Here is a 21,434-nt window from a genome sequence, read left to right on the forward strand (position 1 = left end):
ACACGAAAGGAGAGGTTCCGATGCTCAACTCACCTGTGATAAATATGGATGTGCTTTCTGATTTACAACAATTCGATGTATTTTCCTACCTGTCTGCAAAAACATTGCAAAAATATCTTCCCTATTTTTATTTTCGCAGCTACAAGAAGAACCAATGTCTGTTTATGCAGGGTGACCCACGCGACAAACTCTTTTTTTTGCTTGATGGGTATGTGATGTTTGAACGTGGCAGTGAAGAAGGCAGTATGCTTTATTTAGACTTTATTAAAAAAAATCAAATGTTTCCCACTGGCGGGATTTTTCAGGATAAGGTTTACCACGACACGGCCATTGCCGTTACCGATGTTCATTTGTACTTTGTCCAAACCCATATCTTAGAGGAGATACTCAAAACCAATCCAAAGCAGTTACTATCTATTATTACTAAACTATCAGATATTTTAGACCTTCATCAGAAACGTGTTCAACGAATCCTCATTCCTCATGCCCAAGAACGAGTGTTGCATTCGATTCAGTTTTTAATGGAGGATCTCGGCGTGAAGGATGACAATGAGGTTGTTATCCCATGTCCACTTACGGCTGCCCACATTTCCAAGCTTTCTGGAACAACGAGGGAAACGGTTAGTCTGCTTATTAACCAGTTAAAAAGAGAAAAGATTATCTCGGTTACATCCAAAAAAATGAGAATACATCAACCGGATTATTTTAAAGAAATATGAATACATAATTGAGGCTGGCCCCGTTTTCGGGTCAGCCTTTTACTTTAGCTCCATAATTTTCTTAATTTTAGAACTTTATCTGTGAACTTATTATGACATTCAAGGTTTATTCAGGCTATTACCTTTGAAAAGACTGATTCGCATTAAATTATACATATTTATACAACTGAATTTATATGAACGACAAAAAAACGTTAGGATTATTACATTTTGTTTGTAAGCGCTATTACAAAGGAAAGAACTCACATCACTTAGAATGAGGGTGTAGCAAGGATTGTTCAAAAAAAGGAGGAAAAGAAATGAGCAGTATAGCAGAAATCACTTCTCAGCGGGAAACACAAAAAAAATTAAAGCACCCGATCCATGTTACCTCGGAAATCGGTACTTTAAGAACGGTTTTACTAAAACGGCCGGGTAAAGAAGTAGAAAATCTAACGCCTGAATTTCTGCAGCGACTTTTATTTGATGATATTCCTTATTTACCGATTATCCAGCGAGAGCATGATTATTTCGCCGAGACATTAAAAAATAGAGGCATAGAAGTCCTATACCTCGAAAAATTGGTGGTTGAAACATTAAGTAATCCAGAGATAAAAAAACAATTTATTGATGATATTTTACGAGAAAGCAAGGCAAATGTCAACGGAGCAGCCCACGTGTTAAAAGAATATCTCTTATCTTTTTCTACAGCTGACATGGTTGACAAAGTAATGAGCGGAATTCTTAAAAAAGAGATAGAACCAGAGAAGAAATCTCACCTTTACGAATTAATGGAAGATCACTATCCATTCTATTTGGATCCAATGCCAAACCTATATTTTACCCGAGACCCGGCAGCAAGCATAGGAAACGGTCTATCGATTAACAGGATGAGGGAACCCGCACGAAGGCGCGAATCCTTGTTCATGCAATACATCATTAACCATCATCCGCGATTTGCCGGCCATGATGTTCCTGTCTGGTTAGACCGTGACTTTGGATTCTCAATTGAAGGCGGAGATGAACTTATTCTTAGTGATGAAGTAGTGGCAATTGGCGTTTCCGCCCGGACATCTGCCCGTGCGATTGAAAAACTGGCGCTAAACCTATTCAAAAAACAAGATACGATTAAAAAAGTAGTGGCCGTGGAAATTCCAAAATGTCGTGCCTTTATGCATCTTGATACCGTATTTACAATGGTAGATTACGATAAATTTACGATCCATCCTGAAATCCAAGGACCACAAGGCAATATGAATGTCTACATTCTTGAAAAAGGTATCGATGATGAGCATGTCAACATCACACACCGCACCAATCTTCAGGAAGCTTTAAAAGAAGTTTTACATCTGGACGAGCTTGTGTTAATTCCTTGTGGCGGCGGCGATGAAATTGCTGCTTCTCGTGAGCAATGGAATGATGGTTCCAATACATTAGCGATTGCACCAGGAGTCGTTGTCACCTATGACCGAAACTATATTTCCAATGAATTATTGCGTCAGAACGGAATAGAGGTAATTGAAATCTCAAGCTCGGAATTATCCCGTGGCCGTGGGGGTCCTCGCTGCATGAGCATGCCAATTGTTCGTGAAGATTTACACAAATAATTTTATCAAAAGGAGAAAGATGACAATGGTAATCACAGCACCTAAATTTTATGGCAAGAGCTTTCTTTGCGAAAAAGATTTTTCAAAAGAAGAGTTTGTCTATCTTATTGATTTAGCAATGAAATTAAAGGATGAGAAAAAACATGGCATTCCGCACCGCCATCTTGAAGGCAAAAATATCGCGTTACTTTTTGAAAAACCTTCGACACGCACTCGCTGCGCCTTCACTGTTGCTTGTATAGATCTAGGCGCACACCCTGAATATTTAGGAAAAGATGACATTCAACTCGGTAAAAAAGAATCAATCGAGGATACCGCAAAAGTATTAGGCCGCATGTTTGACGGAATTGAATTCCGCGGTTTTGAGCACAAAAAAGTAGAAATGTTAGCAGCACATTCAGGCGTGCCGGTTTGGAATGGATTGACGGATTTATGGCATCCAACGCAAACACTTGCTGACTTCTTAACGGTGAAAGAAACCTTTGGCCGTTTGGAAGGAATTAAATTTGTCTATGTTGGCGATGGTAGAAATAATGTGGCCAATAGTCTGCTCATTGGCGGTGCCCTTGTTGGGATGGATGTTCGTATCTGTGCTCCTGAATCGTTGTTCCCTGTTCCAGAAATCGTCGAACTCGCTCAAAGCCTAGCCGAAAAATCAGGTGGGCGGGTAACGGTTACTGCTGATGTCGAAGAAGGAGTTGCCGGTGCAGACGTCATTTATACAGATGTTTGGGTATCCATGGGTGAAGAAGCTAAGTTTGCAGAAAGGATTGCCCTTCTATCACCCTATCAAATCACAATGGATATGGTGAAAAAGACAGGCAACGACAAGATGATCTTCCTACACTGTCTCCCTGCTTTCCATGACCAAGAGACAAGTTATGGTAAGGACATTTATGCCAAACATGGCCTTGCTGAAATGGAAGTAACCGATGAAGTATTCCGGAGCGAGCATTCAAAGGTATTTGATCAAGCAGAAAATAGGATGCACACGATTAAAGCGGTTATGGCTGCAACACTTGGTCATTTAGAATAACAGATTACTGAGGGAGAAGCGGAGATAGCATAGTGCCTCGTCTCCTCCCTTCTTCTCATTTGGATTCGCTGATAGACCGGTGGAGTCACTGATATCGTCCATGAATTCGTGAAAAAATCAGTGAAAGGCGATTTAGAGTGCCACTTTCCACCGATAACTGAATTCTATAAGGTTGAAAAACATTTTATTTTTACAAAAATGGCTTAAAAACTGAGGATTGGAGGAATATCATGGATAACATCTCCGAAGCTTTAATTCCAGAGCTACGAAAAATAGAAACTGATTTTCATCAAGCGTTAACAAAGCTAGTTGAAATCCCAAGTGTGATTAATGAAACCGAGGGGGATACCCCTTTTGGTAAAAATATCGACCTTGCCCTGAAAATGACACTAAAAATTTGTAAGCAACTCGGCTTCAGCACCTATTATGATCCGGAAGGCTATTACGGTTATGCTGAAATCGGTGCCGGTGACGAAATGATCGGTGTCCTTGGACATCTTGATGTTGTTCCCGCAGGCAGTAATGAAGAATGGGAAACGCCTCCCTTTCTAGCAATGATAAAAGACGGAAAAATGTACGGTAGAGGAACACAGGATGACAAAGGCCCGACTCTCGCCGCCCTATTTGCCGTCAAAGCGTTAATGAATCTCGGAATTTCTTTTCCTAAAAGAATTCGGTTTATTTTTGGCACAGACGAAGAAACGCTGTGGCGCTGCATGAACCGCTACTGTGAAATCGAAGAAATCCCAAGCATGGGCTTTGCCCCGGACTCCGTCTTCCCGCTCGTTTATGCCGAAAAAGGACTACTTCAGCTCCTATTAGAAGGAAAAAACGAAACAAAGCTAAGGTTTCTAGCAGGCAATGCTTTTAATGCGGTACCTGACACCGCAAAATATGCCGGTGAAAGGCAATCTGAATTAAAGACCGCTTTAGAGGAGTTGGGTTTTGCTTATGAAACAGCCCGTGATGAAGTGGTTGTCCTTGGAAAAGCGGTACATGCCCAGATAACGGAAAAAGGAATCAACGCGATAAATCGCCTGCTAATCGGAATGAAGCGAATTGGTTATACCTCTAAAACCATCGAGTTCGTCAATGATTTGGTCAAAGAAGACCCGTTTGCCGAGAAAATTTTTGGCGAGTGTGAAGATGAAGCATCAGGAAAATTGAAATTCAATGTCGGAAAAATTGAGTTAAATGAGGAAGTCGAAAGATTATCGATTGATATTCGCATTCCTGTGACAGCTGATAAACATGAGATTGTCAATACACTCTCACAAATCGCCAAGGAATACGGCCTAGAATACAAAGAATTCGATTATTTAAAATCCATCTATGTGCCAAAAGATCATTTTTTAATTCAAACGTTAATGAAGGTGTACCAAGAGGTAACAGGGGATCTCGTTTCCGAGCCGATTTCATCGGGTGGAGCTACCTACGCCAGAGCGATGGACAACTTTGTAGCATTTGGAGCCGTTTTTCCGTACCAAACGAAGACCGAGCATCAGCCAAATGAGCACATTGAATTAGCTGAAATGTTTAAGGCGATGCATATTTATGCGAAAACAATTTATGATTTAACCCGATAGATTATATCTAATTTTATGGGGGAATTCCTATGAAGAAGTTGAAGATGCCTACCGCTTATACGTTATTATTCTTGATTATTGTCGTGATTGCAGCCTTAACCTGGGTAATCCCAGGTGGACATTATGATACAAAAGTAGATAAAGCAACACAGCAAGAAATTCCTATTGCAGGATCCTATCAGCAGCTGTCACCAGAAAAACAAACCCCGCAAGGATTATGGGAAGTATTAAATGCCCCAATCAATGGATTCTTTGACGCAAAAGATATCGCCTTGTTCGTGCTTGTTATCGGGGGGTTCCTAGGCGTTGTCATGAAGACGGGTGCCATTGATGCCGGGATAGCCCGTGTCATTGGAAAATTAAAAGGCCGAGAGCAATGGCTGATCCCAATACTAATGGTCCTTTTTGCTATCGGTGGCTCGACCTACGGGATGGCCGAAGAAACAATCGCCTTCTACCCGATCCTCATCCCTGTATTGATTGCAGCAGGATATGACGCGTTAACGGCTGTATCGATTGTCGCCCTCGGTGCTGGGATTGGCTGTTTAGGTTCAACGGTGAACCCATTTGCCACAGGAATCGCCTCCGGATTTGCCGGTGTTTCCATTGGAGATGGAATCGGACTTCGTCTCATCATCCTCGTTGTGACATTGATTGTGACGATTATCTTTGTTATGCGTTATGCCAAAAAAGTAAAAGATGACCCTTCTAAATCAATGATTGCTAATATGAAAGCAGAAAATGAACAGCATTTTTTATCGCAAACTACAGATGAAGTGAAATTTACAGGGCGTCATAAGGCTGTCCTTTGGGTGTTTGGCTTAACCTTCGTCGTGATGATTTTAGGAGTTATTCCATGGGCAAATAAATTTAATATTACTATTTTTGAAGATATGACAAAAGCTGTAGCAAAAATCCCGTTCATCGGGAAATTATTAGGCGGCATGTTGCCTCTCGGCGATTGGTGGTTCGGTGAACTAACAATGTTATTCTTAACCTCTTCCATCATCATTGCCTTTATTTACAAAATGAGAGAATCAGAGTTTACTAGTACCTTTGTAAATGGTGCGCGTGATTTATTAGGCGTCGCGCTCATCATTGGGATTTCGCGTGGTATCACGGTTGTCATGGATGGTGGCGGCATGACCTCAACTGTACTCCACTGGGGAGAAGGAATGTTAGAAAATATGGGTTCCGTCTTATTTACCAATCTATCCTTCTTATTTTACTTGCCATTATCCTTCCTAGTTCCATCGACATCAGGACTAGCTACGCTTTCGATGCCGATTATGGCACCTTTAGCAGACTTTGCTGGAATCGGCAGGGATTTAGTGATTACCGCTTACCAAAGTGCATCAGGGATCGTGAATCTGGTTACTCCAACAAGTGCAGTTATCATGGGGGCACTTGCCATCGCCCGCATTCCATACGGAACCTACCTTAAACATGTATGGAAATTAGTTGTTTCACTTTCGATCATCGTGATGGTGATTATGAGCATGGCAGCAATGTTAAGCTAAGAATCTTTTGAAAATAGAAGAGGTGACTCGTTATGAAAAGACGAAAAGTAGTGATTGCCTTAGGTGGCAATGCCATTCAATCAGGAGATGCAACGGCCGAAGCACAGCAGCTTGCGCTTGAAAAAACAGCAAGGCAGCTCGTAGATTTTATTGAAAAAGGCATTGATATTATTATTTCACATGGTAATGGCCCGCAGGTAGGGAATATATTACTGCAGCAGGCTGCCGCTGATTCGGTGAAAAATCCAGCAATGCCGCTTGATACCTGCGGTGCGATGAGCCAAGGAATGATTGGCTACTGGATGCAAAACGCCATGGATAAAGTATTGAAGGAACGCGGCATTAAGAAAAATGTTGTGACCGTTGTGACCCGCGTTGTTGTGGATCAAAATGACCCTGCGTTTCTAAATCCAACAAAGCCAATTGGACCTTTTTACAGTGAAGAAGAAGCTCGGCAAATAATGGAGGAAACAGCTACATTCTTTAAGGAAGATGCTGGACGCGGCTGGCGCCGGGTTGTTCCATCACCAAAACCTGTTAGCATCCGCGAGCATTCGGTCATTAATTCCCTCATCCAGCAAGGAAACATCGTCATTGCTGTCGGCGGCGGTGGGATTCCTGTCATTGAAACTGAAAATAGCTTACTTGGCATCGAGGCGGTTATTGATAAAGATTTTGCTTCGCAAAAGCTTGCTGAGCTTGTTGATGCGGATGCCTTAATCATTCTCACTGCTGTCGACAATGTGTATATTGATTTTAACAAACCAGCGCAGAAGAAATTAGCGGATGTTAGTATTGAGGAGTTAAATGTTTATATCGAAGGTGGGCATTTTGCTGCCGGCAGCATGCTTCCTAAGGTAGAGGCGGCTATCAAATTTGCTGAAACAAGCCCTGATCGTAAAACGATTATTACTTCATTAGATCAGGCCTTTAATGCTATCGAGGGAAAAGCAGGAACGGTCGTCAGCTTACATAGAGCAGGCGTTCTTGCTTAACATGATAAAACCTCTTTGAATTTTAGGTTCAAAGAGGTTTTTATTGGTTAAAAATTCTTATTTTCAGTTTTTTCTCTTATTGGCAACAAGGATTGCTCTACTTTTTCATATTTGACTAGGGCTGTTTTGATGAAGCTGAGCTTCGGCACCAGCCAGTAGGTAAATAGTGCTGACCCCATCCCGATAAGAGCTCCGGCCAGAACATCCCCAGGGTAGTGAACACCCACCCAAATACGGGAGATACCTACAATGCATGCGAAGATAAGCCACATCCATCCCTCTTTTCTTCGTACCAACCAAAACGAAAAACAGATAGAAAAAAACAGAATGGAGTGGTCACTTGGAAACGCATTATCGATACTATGTTCAATAAGCTTGTTTACGTTGGGCAGCTCAGCAAATGGCTGGTGATGGTAATATAGTGTTCCTGCTATTTTTCCAAGTACTTCTGCAAGAATGAACGCAAGCCCTCCCTGAAGAACCATCATTCTATTTTTATTGGTTCGAGTAAACCAATAGACTAACATACCTAAAGCCAAAACATACAACATATAATCTGCCATGAAAATGGCGATTGGATTTAAAAAATTATATTCTTTCCCTAAATCATTGATTGATCGAAAAATATCAATATTTACTTGTGAAATAGACAATTGGTGTAACCTCCTGCTTGAATCATTTTTCCAGTACCTTACTTCATTATCGGCAGAAGGGCTTAACTGAGGCTTAACTATTTCTAAAATTTTTCTTAAATCGCAATACAAACAACTATACCTGCTTAGTGGATAAAATGAAATAGACCATTAAACTAGTTTTAAACTGCGACTTTAGTTGCGTATTCAATGGTGTCAGGCACTCATGAAAAAGCAGAGAAATAGATTTCTCTGCTCTACTATTTAGAATTGAGGATTTCCGGTTTTGATTGCTGCTTCTGATTGTAGATCGGCATAATGAATAGCAAGCCAATGATAAACAATACGGCCGATGTTTCAAATGTAGTAACTAACGAAAATTTCTCCTTTAATACACCTGCCACACTCATCGTTATAACCATCGATCCGGCGAAAAGCGGACTTAATATCCCGTTCACCCGGCCGATAAACGCTTCCTCTGTTTTTTGCAAAATCAAGGTATTAATTCCGATTTGAATGCAAGGCATCATTAGACCGTTAAAAAACTCAGCAATAAGGGTAATCCAAAGATTAGTCGATAATCCCATAACAGCGATGCCCAATCCATTGACGAGCATTCCAAAAACAAGCAGTCTTTGCGGCGGCACATTTTTAGCAAAAATCATCGCTGCAGCCCCGCCAATGATCATCCCGACACCATTGACCATCAACAGCCATTGGAGGTTTTCCTTAGGCAGGTTTAATTGTTCAGTGACAAGGAAAATCGATAAAGGGTTAATGAACCCAATTCCCAACCCAGCAGCCATAAAGCATAGGCCCAATAGGCTTAGTTCCTTCTTCCCTAGAACATACTTAATTCCACTTTTCATTTCCTGTAGCAATGTTGACTCACCCGCTTCTTCCATTGGGCGATCCTTTGGCAGGAATGCAAGTGCACCAGCTGAAAGTAAAAAGGCAATGCCCGTAACAGCAATCGAGACGTCAATCCCAAACGATTGAAAGACGAACGTTCCAATAATCGGGCCTAAAACCATAAACACAGCAAAGACGGTTTGATAGACAGACATCGCCGCCTGCACTTGGTCTGCCGACAAATGCATTTTAAACAATTTCATCCCTGAAGGCTGGGAGAATTGTGACAAGATGGCGGAAATTAACGTAGCGAAAAACACTATCTTCCATGTGCCAAATATCAAGGTAATCAGCACGACAAATATCGATAAAGCGCTCAAAATGTCGCACCAGACCATAGTTTTTTTCGGTGCCCAGCGGTCGGCAAAGGTTCCGCCGATAAAGGAAAAAATAAAGATTGGCGCAAACTCTGCCACCGAAATCATCGAGACTGCAAATGCGTCGCCGTTGGTCTGTTCCATTACAAACAGTAAAACGGCAAAGTTCCGGACCCAAATACCTACCTGTAAAAATAATCCGGACATGATAATGGCTAAAAAAACACGGTTGCGAAATAAATTTCCTGTTGGTGTAACTTCTGTATGGTTATTTTCCAATATAAAAACCTCCTGTAAATTTCTGAACAGGAGGCGTACAATACAATTTCAAAGTAACAAACTATCCCTAACAGTGGGGACAACATGATCTTATCGACTTGTATAAAAGTACAGACTAATCCTATCCAGAAAAAAAGATTGTATTTTTTTCATAAGAAATAGGATTATAAGATCATTGTTCCAAGGTCACCCTTCCGTTTTTTGTAATTTTATTCTAAATGATAGGGAATGTTAAATCAAGTTTTTTCTTTTAAGGATTTTCTTTCCATTTCCACCGACTATTGTATGGATTCCGTGAACTTTTTTGCGAATTCCTCTTGTTTCCCTGTTAATTCCTCAGTTCTGGGTTCATGCTTAAATTCCTAGGACCCAGAAATATTAAGATAGCGTACCTTTAGAAATCAGTTCCTAGCTTACTCCTCAGACAAGTTCCTGACGTCTCTTTTTGTTTTGGTTAGATAGGTTACCAAGATTAGGATGATTATGAGAAAGATTGCACTCGTTCCCGTCGTACCCAGACCTAGACCGCCATCTTTGCGAGACTGTGAAAGGAAGTCACCAATAGAAGCTCCAAAAGGACGGGTTAATATGTAGGCCATCCAAAATGCCCACACAGAATTCAATTTAAAATAATAATGAGCGATAGTCACCACCGCAATTGCAGTAGCGAACATTACAGCTGAAAGCAAATAACCTAAGTTAAGCCCCTCAGATATAAGATCTCCAGCTGCAGTACCTAAGGCGAAGGTGAACAAGATGGTCAACCAATAGTAAGCTTCTCGTTTGGTTGTGAAGATAGAGTCTTCTCACTCGCAAACCAAGCGACAAATGTCATAATCAACAAAATGCTGAAGATAATAGTTGTTGTTTGTAAAGGAACACCGAAATGGTCTGTCAAGTTATCAGTGATAAGTGTTCCAACAACGCTAATGAGCACAACAACAAGCCAGTAGATACTTGGTACGTACTTTTTCGCCCGAAATTGAAAGTATAATGTAATGATCAAAAGAACCGTCATAAATATAGTGGTATTTGTTAAGCCCCACTTCAGATTATCAGACAGGAAGTCTGCAAACGTCTCACCCACTGTAGTGGCCATAATCTTGATAATCCAGAAAAATATCGTTACTTCTGGAACCTTGCTTAACATCATCCTACCTAGTGATGTAGCACCCTCGTTTGTAAGTAAAGTGGAAGTGTTTTTTGTCATGAACCTCATCACCTTTTTGTATAAATGGTCATTAAGTCTCCGAAAGGATTTTTTCATTCCAAAAGTTTTTTAAAAAATGTTAATAAATCCATTCTTATCTTAAGATATGGTTCTAAAGATTATATAAATATTCTATTAAATTAATCTTAACAGTCCAGAAATTCTAGTATTCACTTTAAAGCCTCGGATTAAAGTCAAAAGTTTCAAAGTAGATTTTCTATAAAAAACACACTTTAAGGTTATCTGGTTACTTTGATGATGTGTTACGAGTTGAAGTTCTTACAGCTTGTACAGCCATGATTTCATTAGAACTCATTTCTTCTGGTTGGTTGATATTGAATTGGAAACATGGCTGTAAATCTTCCCTATACAAGCAGTAATAGATTATCTATTCTTCAAAAAAGATTGTGTAACCCTTTCGAACGTACGGTCCTCTATTCTTATTTTGTCATTCTTCTCAAAGGTTATCCCATCTTTTTCCCGCTTTCGAACTATGTACCCCCACTTATTAGAGGTTAAGATCTCTAACTGATTTGTTTCAAACAGTTGTTTAGCTTCTAGTCCTTTTTGTACTAAGAGCAGTGCCCTCTTCTTTTTTAAAAAATCATTTAAGCCTCCGTTTTCTACCAGCAAATCTCCATATAACTCCGCTGTCAAAACTTCATTTTGCTGCCATGGTAGCGGGTTGGTTGGCCGATACAAAAATATGCTAGAACCTTTCACTTCGTCTAGTCCATGAACTTGTTGAAGCAAACTCAGAGGTAAATTCGGAATCGGTCTATGTAAGTAAGCATGAATTTGACCATAGTAATAGCTTGAAACAAATAAAATAGAGAGTATAAGCATTATTTTTTTGCGTAATCTTCCTTGCATCATCAGTAAATTACTTGCAAGCACACCAATGATGATTGACAATGGCGTGTAAACGGGCAGAATATACCATCTTATTTTTGTTTTAGCAAAAGTAAATAATAGAAAAAGAATAATAATCCACAAACATATCCCCAATTTGTAGAACTTATTCTCGGATTTTAATATTTTTGTCGATAAGCCCTTAAAAGTATACAGGAAGGCCAGTCCAAATAAGATAGCGAGCCATAAACCGAAAAACCTAATCAATACTAGTACATAGTAAAGTTTACCTCCAATATGTCCTTCAATAGGGGTAGAAGATCTTTGAAGCAAGTCATATACAATCATTTTCCTAAAGAATGCAAAACCGTCATATTGGTATCTGGCAACCGCCCATAAAAGAATGGGGATAATCATGCACGAGATCAGTAATATCCAGTTAAATTTCGTTAGTCTTTTAAGTTTACCGGTAATGATTACATATAATCCGATGATGATGGCAATACTGCCCGCATGCCAGCTTTTTGTAAGGAAAGCAAAAGCAAACGCAATTCCCGAACAATAAAGCCATTTATCATTTTGTTCAGAAAGTAACAAAGACAGAATACTCCCAGTAAATAAAAAGACGAAAAGGGCATCTGCATCTCCAGTTCTTGCACTGTGATTGATAATAAATTGTGTACTAGTAGACAATGCCAGTGTAGATAAGATTGCGGCAAGCTTTCCGTAGCTTTTATTTACGAAAGCAGCAACCATGATGATTGTGAGCATAGAACTAATCCCTGATAGAATTCTCAGTCCAAGCGCATTAAATCCAGCTAGTTTATATCCAGCCATCACAGCCCAAAAACTAAATGGAGGTTTTAAATTCCAATAATCGATTTTGTAACGGTAGGTACTTACAACTAAGTTTTTCTGTTTTAACATTTCATAGGCACTAACTCCGTGCCTTGCCTCATCCCAGCTAGATATAGGAAAATTCCCTAAATGATAAAAAATGTTATAAAAATCAATTGCTAGCAAAATGAGGATTAAATAGGGGTATAGGATTTCAAATTTACGATATGAACTATACATACATCCTTGCTCCTGCCCGTCAATAATTGTACAACATGAAAAAAATGAGCATCTACTTAGCACAACAAAACCTATAATCTAATGTTGTTAATACTCATGTTTGTATTATTAGGAGTCCCTCTGCTAGAGATTTTCATGCTTTACAGAAGATGGTTATTTATTACATCTTATAAAAGGGAGCTAGTTATAAGGTATGCCATATTCAAAATGGAAAAATAAAGTTCGGAGGAGTTAGTAAGAATATTTTACTAATCGAGGACAGTAGTACAGATGATTATATACCCAAACAATTTGCAATTGAAAAACTCTTGGGGAGAGTAAGAGTCATAAATATTTACTCTATGGAATGGCAGTTATCAGGTAGTATTTTGGATATCTGCTATTCCTGGATTAATGGCAACTCTGCTCCTCATCTTCTTCTACATGCAGAGTTGCACCTCGTTGAATAGAATCTTAACTCATTCCTCCATGATAGCTGAAGTCTTCCCTTCTACTGTATTACCTAAAAGAATGAAAACTCATTAATCTTCAATATTTCTATTACTAATTGGTAAAAACAATTCTACTTTCGTCCCTGATCCTTCTTTGCTTTTTATTTTAATTTCACCTTTGTGTAGTTTCATAATACTTTTCGCTATATGTAGTCCCAAACCAGAACCACCAGTTTTTCGGCTTCTTGCCTTATCTACTCGGTAAAATCGTTCAAAAATATGTTCTATTTCTTCCGCTGGGATTCCAATACCATAATCTTTTACATGAATAATTGCATGTTTTTCATCCTTTTCTAAAAAGACCTCAATTTTTTCATTACTATATTTCATAGCATTATCTAGCAATATTATGATTACCTGCTTTATCTTTAATTCATCTGCTTTTATGATAATAGGAGATTCTTCATAATGTAATATAATTTCTCTCCTATATACATCCTTGAGTTGTTTTAGTATGCTTTCGCATAAAGATACCAAGTTTACCTCATTAATATCTAAAACATCCTCTTTCTCTAAGTTTGTTAAGTCTAGAAAAGTCTCGGTCATTTTTTGAATTCTGGTTGCCTCAGAATGAATGGCTTGAATGGCTTCGTCAGCCATTTCTTTATTTTCTAACCCCTGCCTTCTTAAAATATTTGCATAACTCTTAATGACGGTTAACGGCGTCTTTAATTCGTGTGATGCATCAGAAACAAACTGTGATTGCTTCTCCAAATTTTCTTGGAGCCTATCAATCATCCGATTAAATGTACTTGCCATTGTTTGGAGTTCATCTTTCGTCTCATTTTGAATGTTTATCTTTTTAGGTACACCGCTCATTTCAATTTCTTCCATGGTTTTTATCATATTGGAAATGGGTCTCATAATCATATTTGCTAACCATCTTCCACCGATTATTGACAACAAAGCTGCTAATAACGTACAAAATACTAAAATTGCACGAAGGAGCTCTTTTCTGGCTTCTAAACCCATTAACCTTTCCCCAATTTCCAAACTCCCATTGCTTTGATTTCCATTATTAATCGGAATTCGAACGACCAAAACTTGCTCTTCCCCGTTTTCCGCCGAGATTAAACGTGTTTGAGCCTGCTTTGTCTTCGTGTATTTTCCTTTAATTTTTTTTGAGAGTTTCAAATCATTCGTTACTTCATGAATTACCTTGTTTTTCGGTTGTATGATTCTGATAAATGAATGGTCGGTTAAATAATCCTTTAAATTCTCCTCAACATAACTAGAAGATTGATTTGTATCGATGTCTTTTAAAATATCTCCTGCCTTTTGAAAAAGGGCAGCCTCTTCCATATTTACCGTTGTTTTCATAAATAAAAAAAAGACAACGGTATTTATGAGTACCATTATGAACAACATCCAAACAGTTGTTAAAAGATTAATTTTTGTTGTGATCTTCATCCGTTTTCTCCTTTATGGTAAAACCAATCCCTCTAATGGTAGTAATTAGAGGGAAAGAAAAGCCTTCATCAATTTTTTTCCTTAAGTGTCTTATAAAGACATCAATTACATTGGTGTCACCCTCGTACTCATATCCCCAAACGTTAATTATAATGTTATCCCGTGTAACTACTTTATTTTTATTCATTACTAAATAAACCAAAAAGTCGTATTCCTTCGGTGTTAAAGAAACGGCCTTTCCATTCCTTTTTACTTCTCTTGCATCCGTGTTTATAATCAGGTCCTCAACTGCCAATAAGGAAAATTCTTCCTTTGATTCCGCTTTTTCAGGAATATTGCGAATACAGGCACGAATTCTCGCTAATAATTCTTCAATTTCATAAGGTTTTGTTACATAGTCATTAGCTCCCTGATCCAATCCCGCTACTTTATCAAATGTTGTATTTCGAGCTGTTAAAAGAATAACAGGTGTATTACTGTTTTCCTTTCTAAATCTCCTTAGTACCTCGATTCCACTTAACCCAGGCAACATAACATCTAATAAAATTAAGTCGATTTCGGAATGTAAGGCGGTTTCTAATCCTGCTCTACCATCATGTTCTACCGTTACATCAAAACCCTCATACTCCAATTCCACTTTTAAGACACGAGCAATTTGAGTCTCATCTTCGATTACTAAAATATGTGTTTTCACTTCATATTCGCCCCTTCTACCATTAAAGCATTAATCATTCTCAACTTTATGCTTTTCCAAAACAAGCCGTAGCATTTCAAACAACAAGAAGTTAAAAAATATCCATACAGAGCCATATACATAACCACCCACAATATCACTTGGAAGGGTATAGGCAGAAGCAATATTTACAACCGCCAGTCCTATTAATAAAATTAATCCAAATAAAGGACCAAATATGGGTAAATACTTGTTTTTCGAATGACGGACAAGTAAAAACAAGCAGGTTCCGTAAACGATAATCATAATCGTAGCATTTATATCAGGAAAATTTGCGGAATGAAATTTTCCTACAAACCCGAATGATTGAAGGTATGAAAATGTTTTAATTATGGCATCATGAAAGGGTTTTGCACCCGCTAAGGAAACCCCAAGAAGAAGATATTCAAGTACCCTGTTCCGTCTCTTTTTCCAAATTCGAATGATGGTTATCGCAATAATGCTAGCAAGTGCAAACGGAGGTTGAAATACTAAAAACCCTTTCATCCAACTCATATAAATAGCAGACTTGACCATATATTCAGCTATTTCATTAAATTGACTAAACTCATCATATAAATAGTCTTGAGCCATTCCCAGCATCAAGGTAACCATACCGATTAACACTAAAGTGAGAAAAATAAGAAAGATCTCTATTTTTCTAATGGTTTTTAGATGATTCAACAATCGTTGTATGAAACGAATAAAAAAGTCCTTGATTTGATTCTTAAAAAAACGAAAGGCCAAAAAACCTGCCAACAATATAACAAAAACAATAATAAATATAATGAAATATTTACTAGCAGCTTGATGGAAGGCCTCCCAACGAGGTCCCAATACTTTTCCTAGGGTAATAAAACAAAATCCCCATAAAAATGAACCTGTATAAGCAGGAATAATAAATTTTCGAAAAGGCATTCTTGAAATACCCGAAATATAACCAGTGAAATGCCTAATCCCTGGTATAAAATAAGCAAAAACCAACAATTTACTTCCTGAACGCTCAAACCAAGCCGAAGTTTTTTTATATCTTTCTGGTCCCAAGTGGATATATTTTCCGTATTTTTCAATTAGTTTGTATCCTCCTACCTTACCTATCCAATAAGTTGCAGTAATTCCCGCACCGCCCGAAACAAAGACTGTCAGGAGAGCCAAAGTGTAATTCATTTTACCCTGAAATACAAAATAGCCAGCGTAGCTCATTAAAAATTCGCCTGAAATAGGTACGGCCAAAAGCTCTATAAAGATTCCTGTAAATAGAATCAGATAACTGTGCTGTTCAAATAAAGTGATTAATTGTGACATAAATATGCCTCCAATATTTATAAAAAGAAACACTAAAGTCAATTCAAATTTAGTTTTAAATACAATGTATCACGATAAATGAATTCATTTTCCATATTAATGAATTCTTAATCTGGTTTTAAGAGAACAAAAAGGTTATGGATAAAATAAAAAAGCTAATTCCTTTTCGAAAAGGTTACCAGCTTTTTTACAATGGATATTAAAATTAAAGTTTTTTAACCTTAATTGGACTTACCATTAACAGAGCGAGGATTAAGGTAATCCATGCATTGCTATATAAAAAGAATCCCATACCAGCCAATGGCAATCCAGCCGCTGGAATAGGTAATCCTTTATAATACCCAATGGTTGGTTTAACACTAAACTTAGCTAATCTTATTGCCCCCATCGTTGGGAAAAGGATAAACGCCAAAGAAGTTAAAATGGATGGTGCTGATAACGAATGAAATAAAAGTGCTGGAGCAACTCCGAAACTAACAATATCAGCTAAGGAATCCAATTCTACGCCAAATTCACTGTTCACTTTTAATTTTCTCGCTACCCTTCCGTCAAGAAGATCTAAAACAGCCGAAAAGAAAATAAAAATGGAGGCTACTTCTAAAAAGCCACTCATATTAAAAGTAATTGAAAGAACACCACACAATAAATTTCCAATCGTAAATAAATTGGGTACAGCTTTTACTATCTGATTGAACAAGGTAGACCCCCTGACGATGACAAATCATCTGCACTTAAGTAGCATTTTCTATATATTCTTCCGCTATTCTTAAAAAGACATGATATAGAATGAAAAAAATTTTGTTCTCCCTGCACAAATTTCTTATTTTTTGATATTGATTTTAACCAAATTTAAAAAGCGGGAGATTCAAAGGAAAAATAATCCCTGCGCCCACACTGCACTAAATACATAAGCCACTCAGTAAAACACTTGCCTTAAGATTCAAAATAAAAACGCTCCTGACCAAATATTCATTTTGCAGCTTCATGAATTTTTAATGTTTTATTCAGGGAACTTACAAGTTCGTTTTGTATACTTTGAATTGCCCAATTTGATTGCAGTACCATTCTTGAATTCACCACAGAAAACTATAAGGTTATTTGGGTTTAATTTATATAAAAAGATTTTTGGAGGTAAAGCATTGAAAAAATTAGTAGAAGCAACCATGCAAAGAGCCATTCTTATGATTGTGTGTGTTGTGATCATCTTGGCTTGGGGAGGTATTTCCGCTTTCCAAATGCAACGAGATTATTTGCCTGGGATTAACAATACTACTCTTTCCTTTAGCATGAGAGTACCTGGGTATCAATCAGCTCAGGTAAAACAGCAAGTGACCGATAATCTGGCGAGTGCCGTCAAAACAGTCGATGGTTTATCCAATGTGGAAACCACTTCTTATGATGGTGGATTATTTATGAGTTTGTATTTTCCGATGAATACAGACATGAAACTAGCGGAAGATCAAGTCAACAAAGCCCTGGCAAATGCAGACCTTCCGTCAACGATTACAAGCTCACCTTCTGTAACACGATTAACAACAAGTTCATTCCCAATTTTGACGTACAGTTTAACCAGCTCAAAATTGGATGAACAAACACTACGTTCCACTGCAACACAAGAAATTGTTAAACAATTAAAATCTGTTCCTGGTGTAGCGGATGTATCCGCAATTGGGGGAGCAAAAGATGGATATGTATTAACTGTCCGCATGAAAGACCTAGTGAAAAACGGATTAACATTGGATGATGTGAATAAATCGTTTGCTTTGGCTGTTCCATCAATGCCACAGGGGACTATTGTAAACAACCAATTGTCAATACCAGTATCTTTTGATGGCATACAATTGACTCCACAGGACATGGAAAACGCTACGATTAAGAATAAGGAAGGAAAAGTAATTCCTGTTTCAGCATTTGGTACCATAACACATTCCTTAAATGACGTTAAAACCGTCTCCAGAACAAAGGGAGCACCAAGTGTTACTTTAAATGTAATCAAAACACCATCGGCAAATATCACGGATGTTGCAGCTCAAGTAAAGGACCGTGTTTCACACCTTCACTTGGATACGGTAAATCCAAAAGATGTTTCGTTCCAAGTTTTACTTGACCGAGAAAAAGAATTAAACAGTTCTCTTTTCGGATTAGTTCGAGAAGGACTACTTGGATGTTTATTCTCAATGATCTGTGTGTTCTTCTTCTTCCGAAATGTTAGAAGTACATTATTAATTGCGATTTCGCTGCCAATTTCATTGTTAGCTACAACTGCTTTCTTAAAGTCAATGGGTATCACGTTAAACATTTTAACGGTTTCTGGTTTGATTGTAGCGATGGGGCGTATTGTCGATGATTCCATTGTTATCTTGGACAACATGTATCGAAAACGGGAAGAATCGAAAGATAAACCTCTTATTTCCATTCTTGCATCATCTGTAATAGAAATGATTCCTGCGATATTAGGTTCTACGTTAACAACAATTGCAGTTTATATTCCAATCGCCTTTGTTGGCGGCGTCATCAGTGCATCTTACAGTGGATTTGCCTGGTCAGTCGTAATTGCATTAATCATTTCATTCTTTGTTGCGATGCTTGTCATCCCTACACTTGCTTTTATGGGTTGGAAGGGTGGAAACGGGGAAAAACAAACGGTCAAACTCGATTCAAAAATGAAACCAATCTTGCAATCTGCTTTTAAACATAAAAAAGCAATGATTATTGTTTCTATCTTAGTCTTCTTAGCTGCTGGTATCTATTCTGCTTTTCTTCCAGTAAGTTTATTACCAAGTGGAAAAATTGGACAAATTGCCATTAAAGCAGAATTGCCAAAAGGAAGCACGTTAGTTCAGGTAGATTCTGAAGTTCAAAAAATCGAAAAAGCATTAAAAGAAAATCCAAAAGTCGATGCGTATTCATCCAATTTTGGTTCCAACATGACACCACAAAGTGATGACGTGTTTGACCAAGGTGGAGGTTTTATAACCTATCCAAATGTCGCCAATTTATCTGTTGTTTTGAAAAACGACAAGGATGCAGACTCTGTTATTCAAGAGTTGCAAAAACAGCTTCCGACATTATCTAAAAAAGTGATATATACTGTCACAAGCCAGAACATTTCTGGTGATGACTCACAAATGCGTATCCTGTTTACTGGTTCTGACCAAGCAACTTTGGATCAAGTAGCTCAAGAAGCAAGAACGAACTTATCAAAAATTGCAAACCTAAGTGTCGATGGAAAAGTAGATTTAACGAATGGTTCACCAAAATACAAAGTTACATTTGACCAAAAAGCAATTCAAGATAAAGGGGTTAAAGTTGCTGACATTCTGACCGTTGTTAATCGTTACATGTCTTCATCTAAGGACGCAACGATTACAGTTGATCATAAAGCCCTTCCTGTGGACCAATATCTAGATCAAATTGCAACAGGTGCAAACTCTACAATTACGTTAAATGCTTCTGCGGATGATGTTTTAGCATCTCTTGCTGCTGAAACGTTTAATGGGAACAATGGTGAAATGGTCCGTTTTGACCAACTAGCAAAGATTACAAAAGACCAGTCTGCTTCAACGATTAGCGAACGAGATGGTCAACCATTCTCTCTTGTAACAGCACAGATTACATCGAATGATATTAGCAAAGTGTCAGGCGAAGCAGATAAAGCTCTAAGCAGCTTGAAACTTCCTAAAGATGTAACCTATTCATTGGGAGGAATCACTGAACAAGTAAAACAAATGATTTTCGATATGTCCGTTGCCGTAGCATTTTCTATCCTTTTAGTTTTACTCATTACTTCTACAATTTTCAAAGGATGGAGAGCTCCATTATCAGTACTTTTAAGTATCCCACTTGCTTTAAGTGGTGTCGTAATAGCATTAATTCTATTCCACGGCGAATGGAATTTGGCTGCCTTAATCGGGATTCTAATGCTTACAGGTATTGTTGTAACAAACGGTATTGTGTTAATTGACAAAATCGAAAGAAATCGAAAAGAGGGAATGCCTGTTAAAGAAGCTGTGTTGAATGGTAGTCTTTCAAGGATTAGACCAATCTTAATGACAGCAGCAGCGACAGTCCTTACATTGTTACCACTTGCATTTTCACATAATGCGGATACGGTTATTTCTCAAACCCTCGGTATTGTAGTAATTGGAGGTATGATAACATCAACAATTAACAGCTTTATTATCATCCCAATCATTTACGAGTGGTTGCATAAAAAAGCAGAAATTAAAAACATTAATACACCAAAAGAAAAAAGTATGAGCTAATAAATACTGTAAGGTATTTCAATCATAGAAGTAGTTTTTGATGTAACAAGGCACTTATTTAAATTAAGTGCCTTGTTTTTTTATTTAGGTTCGCTACTTTAACAAATTAAACAAGGAATTGACTAAAAAATAAAGTGTAAAATCGATAATCGTTCTTCAACTCCCCGTTCGTAATATAAGGTTAGCCAGTTTTTACTGGTTGACCTTTTTTAATAGAATCTATTATATCAGTAGCTAGGGTAGGACGTACGGGTGCGTGGGGCATTGATCCCGTCAACTAAACTGTTCGCCCCCTACGTGTAGAAACATGTTTGATGTTGATTTAAAATAAAGTTTGATAAAAATATTAAGCAAATGCACGTTATTTCGCTAAATAAAAAGAATCCATTTTGAAAAAAGATTGCTCAAAATGGATTCTTTTGTTATAAGCTTCAGTTATATTTTTATAAAAAAGTTTGATCAAAGCACTAAGATAATTTATATATTTAAAATTTAGATGCTAACACATTTTTAACATCCGCTACCTTACA

At 37.9% G+C, this 21,434-nt stretch carries 14 protein-coding genes and 1 pseudogene; 7 read left to right on the forward strand and 8 right to left on the reverse strand.

Features of this window, described 5'->3' with window-relative positions; all coding sequences use genetic code 11:
- The first annotated feature begins 20 nt into the window (after positions 1-20).
- The 6 genes from M5A78_RS08175 (at position 21) to arcC (ending at position 7,442) form a co-directional block, all read left to right on the forward strand.
- Positions 21-719 carry a Crp/Fnr family transcriptional regulator gene (locus M5A78_RS08175; protein WP_248734793.1) on the forward strand — a complete coding sequence of 233 codons (699 nt, stop codon included), beginning with the start codon at positions 21-23 and terminating at the stop codon, positions 717-719.
- A 299-nt stretch (positions 720-1,018) separates the two neighbouring features.
- Positions 1,019-2,305, forward strand: a complete 1,287-nt coding sequence (gene arcA, locus M5A78_RS08180; protein WP_248734794.1) for an arginine deiminase — start codon at positions 1,019-1,021, stop codon at positions 2,303-2,305.
- 25 nt (positions 2,306-2,330) lie between these two features.
- Positions 2,331-3,341: an ornithine carbamoyltransferase gene (gene argF, locus M5A78_RS08185; protein WP_248734825.1), complete on the forward strand. Its 1,011-nt coding sequence runs from the start codon at positions 2,331-2,333 to the stop codon at positions 3,339-3,341.
- A gap of 230 nt (positions 3,342-3,571) precedes the next feature.
- Positions 3,572-4,927: a M20 family metallopeptidase gene (locus tag M5A78_RS08190; protein WP_248734795.1), complete on the forward strand. Its 1,356-nt coding sequence runs from the start codon at positions 3,572-3,574 to the stop codon at positions 4,925-4,927.
- 29 nt (positions 4,928-4,956) lie between these two features.
- A complete protein-coding gene (locus M5A78_RS08195; RefSeq protein ID WP_248734796.1) occupies positions 4,957-6,447 on the forward strand; it encodes a YfcC family protein in 1,491 nt (496 codons plus the stop codon).
- Positions 6,448-6,479: 32 nt separating this feature from the next.
- Positions 6,480-7,442 carry a carbamate kinase gene (arcC, locus tag M5A78_RS08200; RefSeq protein WP_248734797.1) on the forward strand — a complete coding sequence of 321 codons (963 nt, stop codon included), beginning with the start codon at positions 6,480-6,482 and terminating at the stop codon, positions 7,440-7,442.
- 47 nt (positions 7,443-7,489) lie between these two features.
- Here arcC and M5A78_RS08205 read toward each other — a convergent pair whose 3' ends face one another.
- From M5A78_RS08205 to pssA, 8 genes and pseudogenes are all read right to left on the reverse strand, one after another.
- On the reverse strand, positions 7,490-8,095 hold the full coding sequence (locus tag M5A78_RS08205) for an undecaprenyl-diphosphatase (RefSeq protein WP_248734798.1): 606 nt from the start codon (positions 8,093-8,095) through the stop codon (positions 7,490-7,492).
- A 239-nt stretch (positions 8,096-8,334) separates the two neighbouring features.
- A complete protein-coding gene (locus M5A78_RS08210) occupies positions 8,335-9,582 on the reverse strand; it encodes an MFS transporter (protein ID WP_264760446.1) in 1,248 nt (415 codons plus the stop codon).
- Between the two features lie 413 nt (positions 9,583-9,995).
- Positions 9,996-10,792: pseudogene (locus M5A78_RS08215) on the reverse strand (COG4705 family protein).
- 384 nt (positions 10,793-11,176) lie between these two features.
- The gene (locus M5A78_RS08220; RefSeq protein ID WP_248734799.1) at positions 11,177-12,721 is read right to left on the reverse strand and encodes an ArnT family glycosyltransferase; all 1,545 of its coding nucleotides are present in this window, start codon (positions 12,719-12,721) and stop codon (positions 11,177-11,179) included.
- A gap of 521 nt (positions 12,722-13,242) precedes the next feature.
- Positions 13,243-14,622 carry a sensor histidine kinase gene (locus tag M5A78_RS08225; RefSeq protein WP_248734800.1) on the reverse strand — a complete coding sequence of 460 codons (1,380 nt, stop codon included), beginning with the start codon at positions 14,620-14,622 and terminating at the stop codon, positions 13,243-13,245.
- The gene (locus tag M5A78_RS08230) at positions 14,600-15,316 is read right to left on the reverse strand and encodes a response regulator transcription factor (protein ID WP_248734801.1); all 717 of its coding nucleotides are present in this window, start codon (positions 15,314-15,316) and stop codon (positions 14,600-14,602) included. Before M5A78_RS08230 ends, M5A78_RS08225 begins: the two co-directional genes overlap by 23 nt.
- Positions 15,317-15,346: 30 nt before the next feature.
- Positions 15,347-16,672, reverse strand: a complete 1,326-nt coding sequence (locus M5A78_RS08235; protein WP_248734802.1) for a DedA family protein — start codon at positions 16,670-16,672, stop codon at positions 15,347-15,349.
- A gap of 172 nt (positions 16,673-16,844) precedes the next feature.
- Entirely contained in the window at positions 16,845-17,336 is a 492-nt protein-coding gene (gene pssA / locus M5A78_RS08240; RefSeq protein WP_248734803.1) for a CDP-diacylglycerol--serine O-phosphatidyltransferase, read from the reverse strand.
- Positions 17,337-17,778: 442 nt separating this feature from the next.
- Here pssA and M5A78_RS08245 point away from each other — a divergent pair, with 442 nt between their 5' ends.
- Positions 17,779-20,904, forward strand: coding sequence for an efflux RND transporter permease subunit (locus M5A78_RS08245; RefSeq protein WP_248734804.1), 3,126 nt, complete (start codon positions 17,779-17,781; stop codon positions 20,902-20,904).
- The last annotated feature ends 530 nt before the right edge of the window (positions 20,905-21,434 follow it).

Source organism: Neobacillus rhizosphaerae, assembly GCF_937468385.1.
GTDB classification, from domain to species: domain Bacteria; phylum Bacillota; class Bacilli; order Bacillales; family Cytobacillaceae; genus Neobacillus; species Neobacillus rhizosphaerae.

Excerpts from the sequence above, each read along its gene's own strand:
- arcA (WP_248734794.1), top strand. The coding sequence starts at position 1,019 with ATGAGCAGTATAGCAGAAATCACTTCTCAGCGGGAAACACAAAAAAAA.
- argF (WP_248734825.1), top strand. The coding sequence starts at position 2,331 with ATGGTAATCACAGCACCTAAATTTTATGGCAAGAGCTTTCTTTGCGAA.
- M5A78_RS08175 (WP_248734793.1), top strand. The coding sequence starts at position 21 with ATGCTCAACTCACCTGTGATAAATATGGATGTGCTTTCTGATTTACAA.
- arcC (WP_248734797.1), top strand. The coding sequence starts at position 6,480 with ATGAAAAGACGAAAAGTAGTGATTGCCTTAGGTGGCAATGCCATTCAA.
- M5A78_RS08190 (WP_248734795.1), top strand. The coding sequence starts at position 3,572 with ATGGATAACATCTCCGAAGCTTTAATTCCAGAGCTACGAAAAATAGAA.
- M5A78_RS08225 (WP_248734800.1), bottom strand. The coding sequence starts at position 14,622 with ATGAAGATCACAACAAAAATTAATCTTTTAACAACTGTTTGGATGTTG.
- M5A78_RS08220 (WP_248734799.1), bottom strand. The coding sequence starts at position 12,721 with ATGTATAGTTCATATCGTAAATTTGAAATCCTATACCCCTATTTAATC.
- M5A78_RS08195 (WP_248734796.1), top strand. The coding sequence starts at position 4,957 with ATGAAGAAGTTGAAGATGCCTACCGCTTATACGTTATTATTCTTGATT.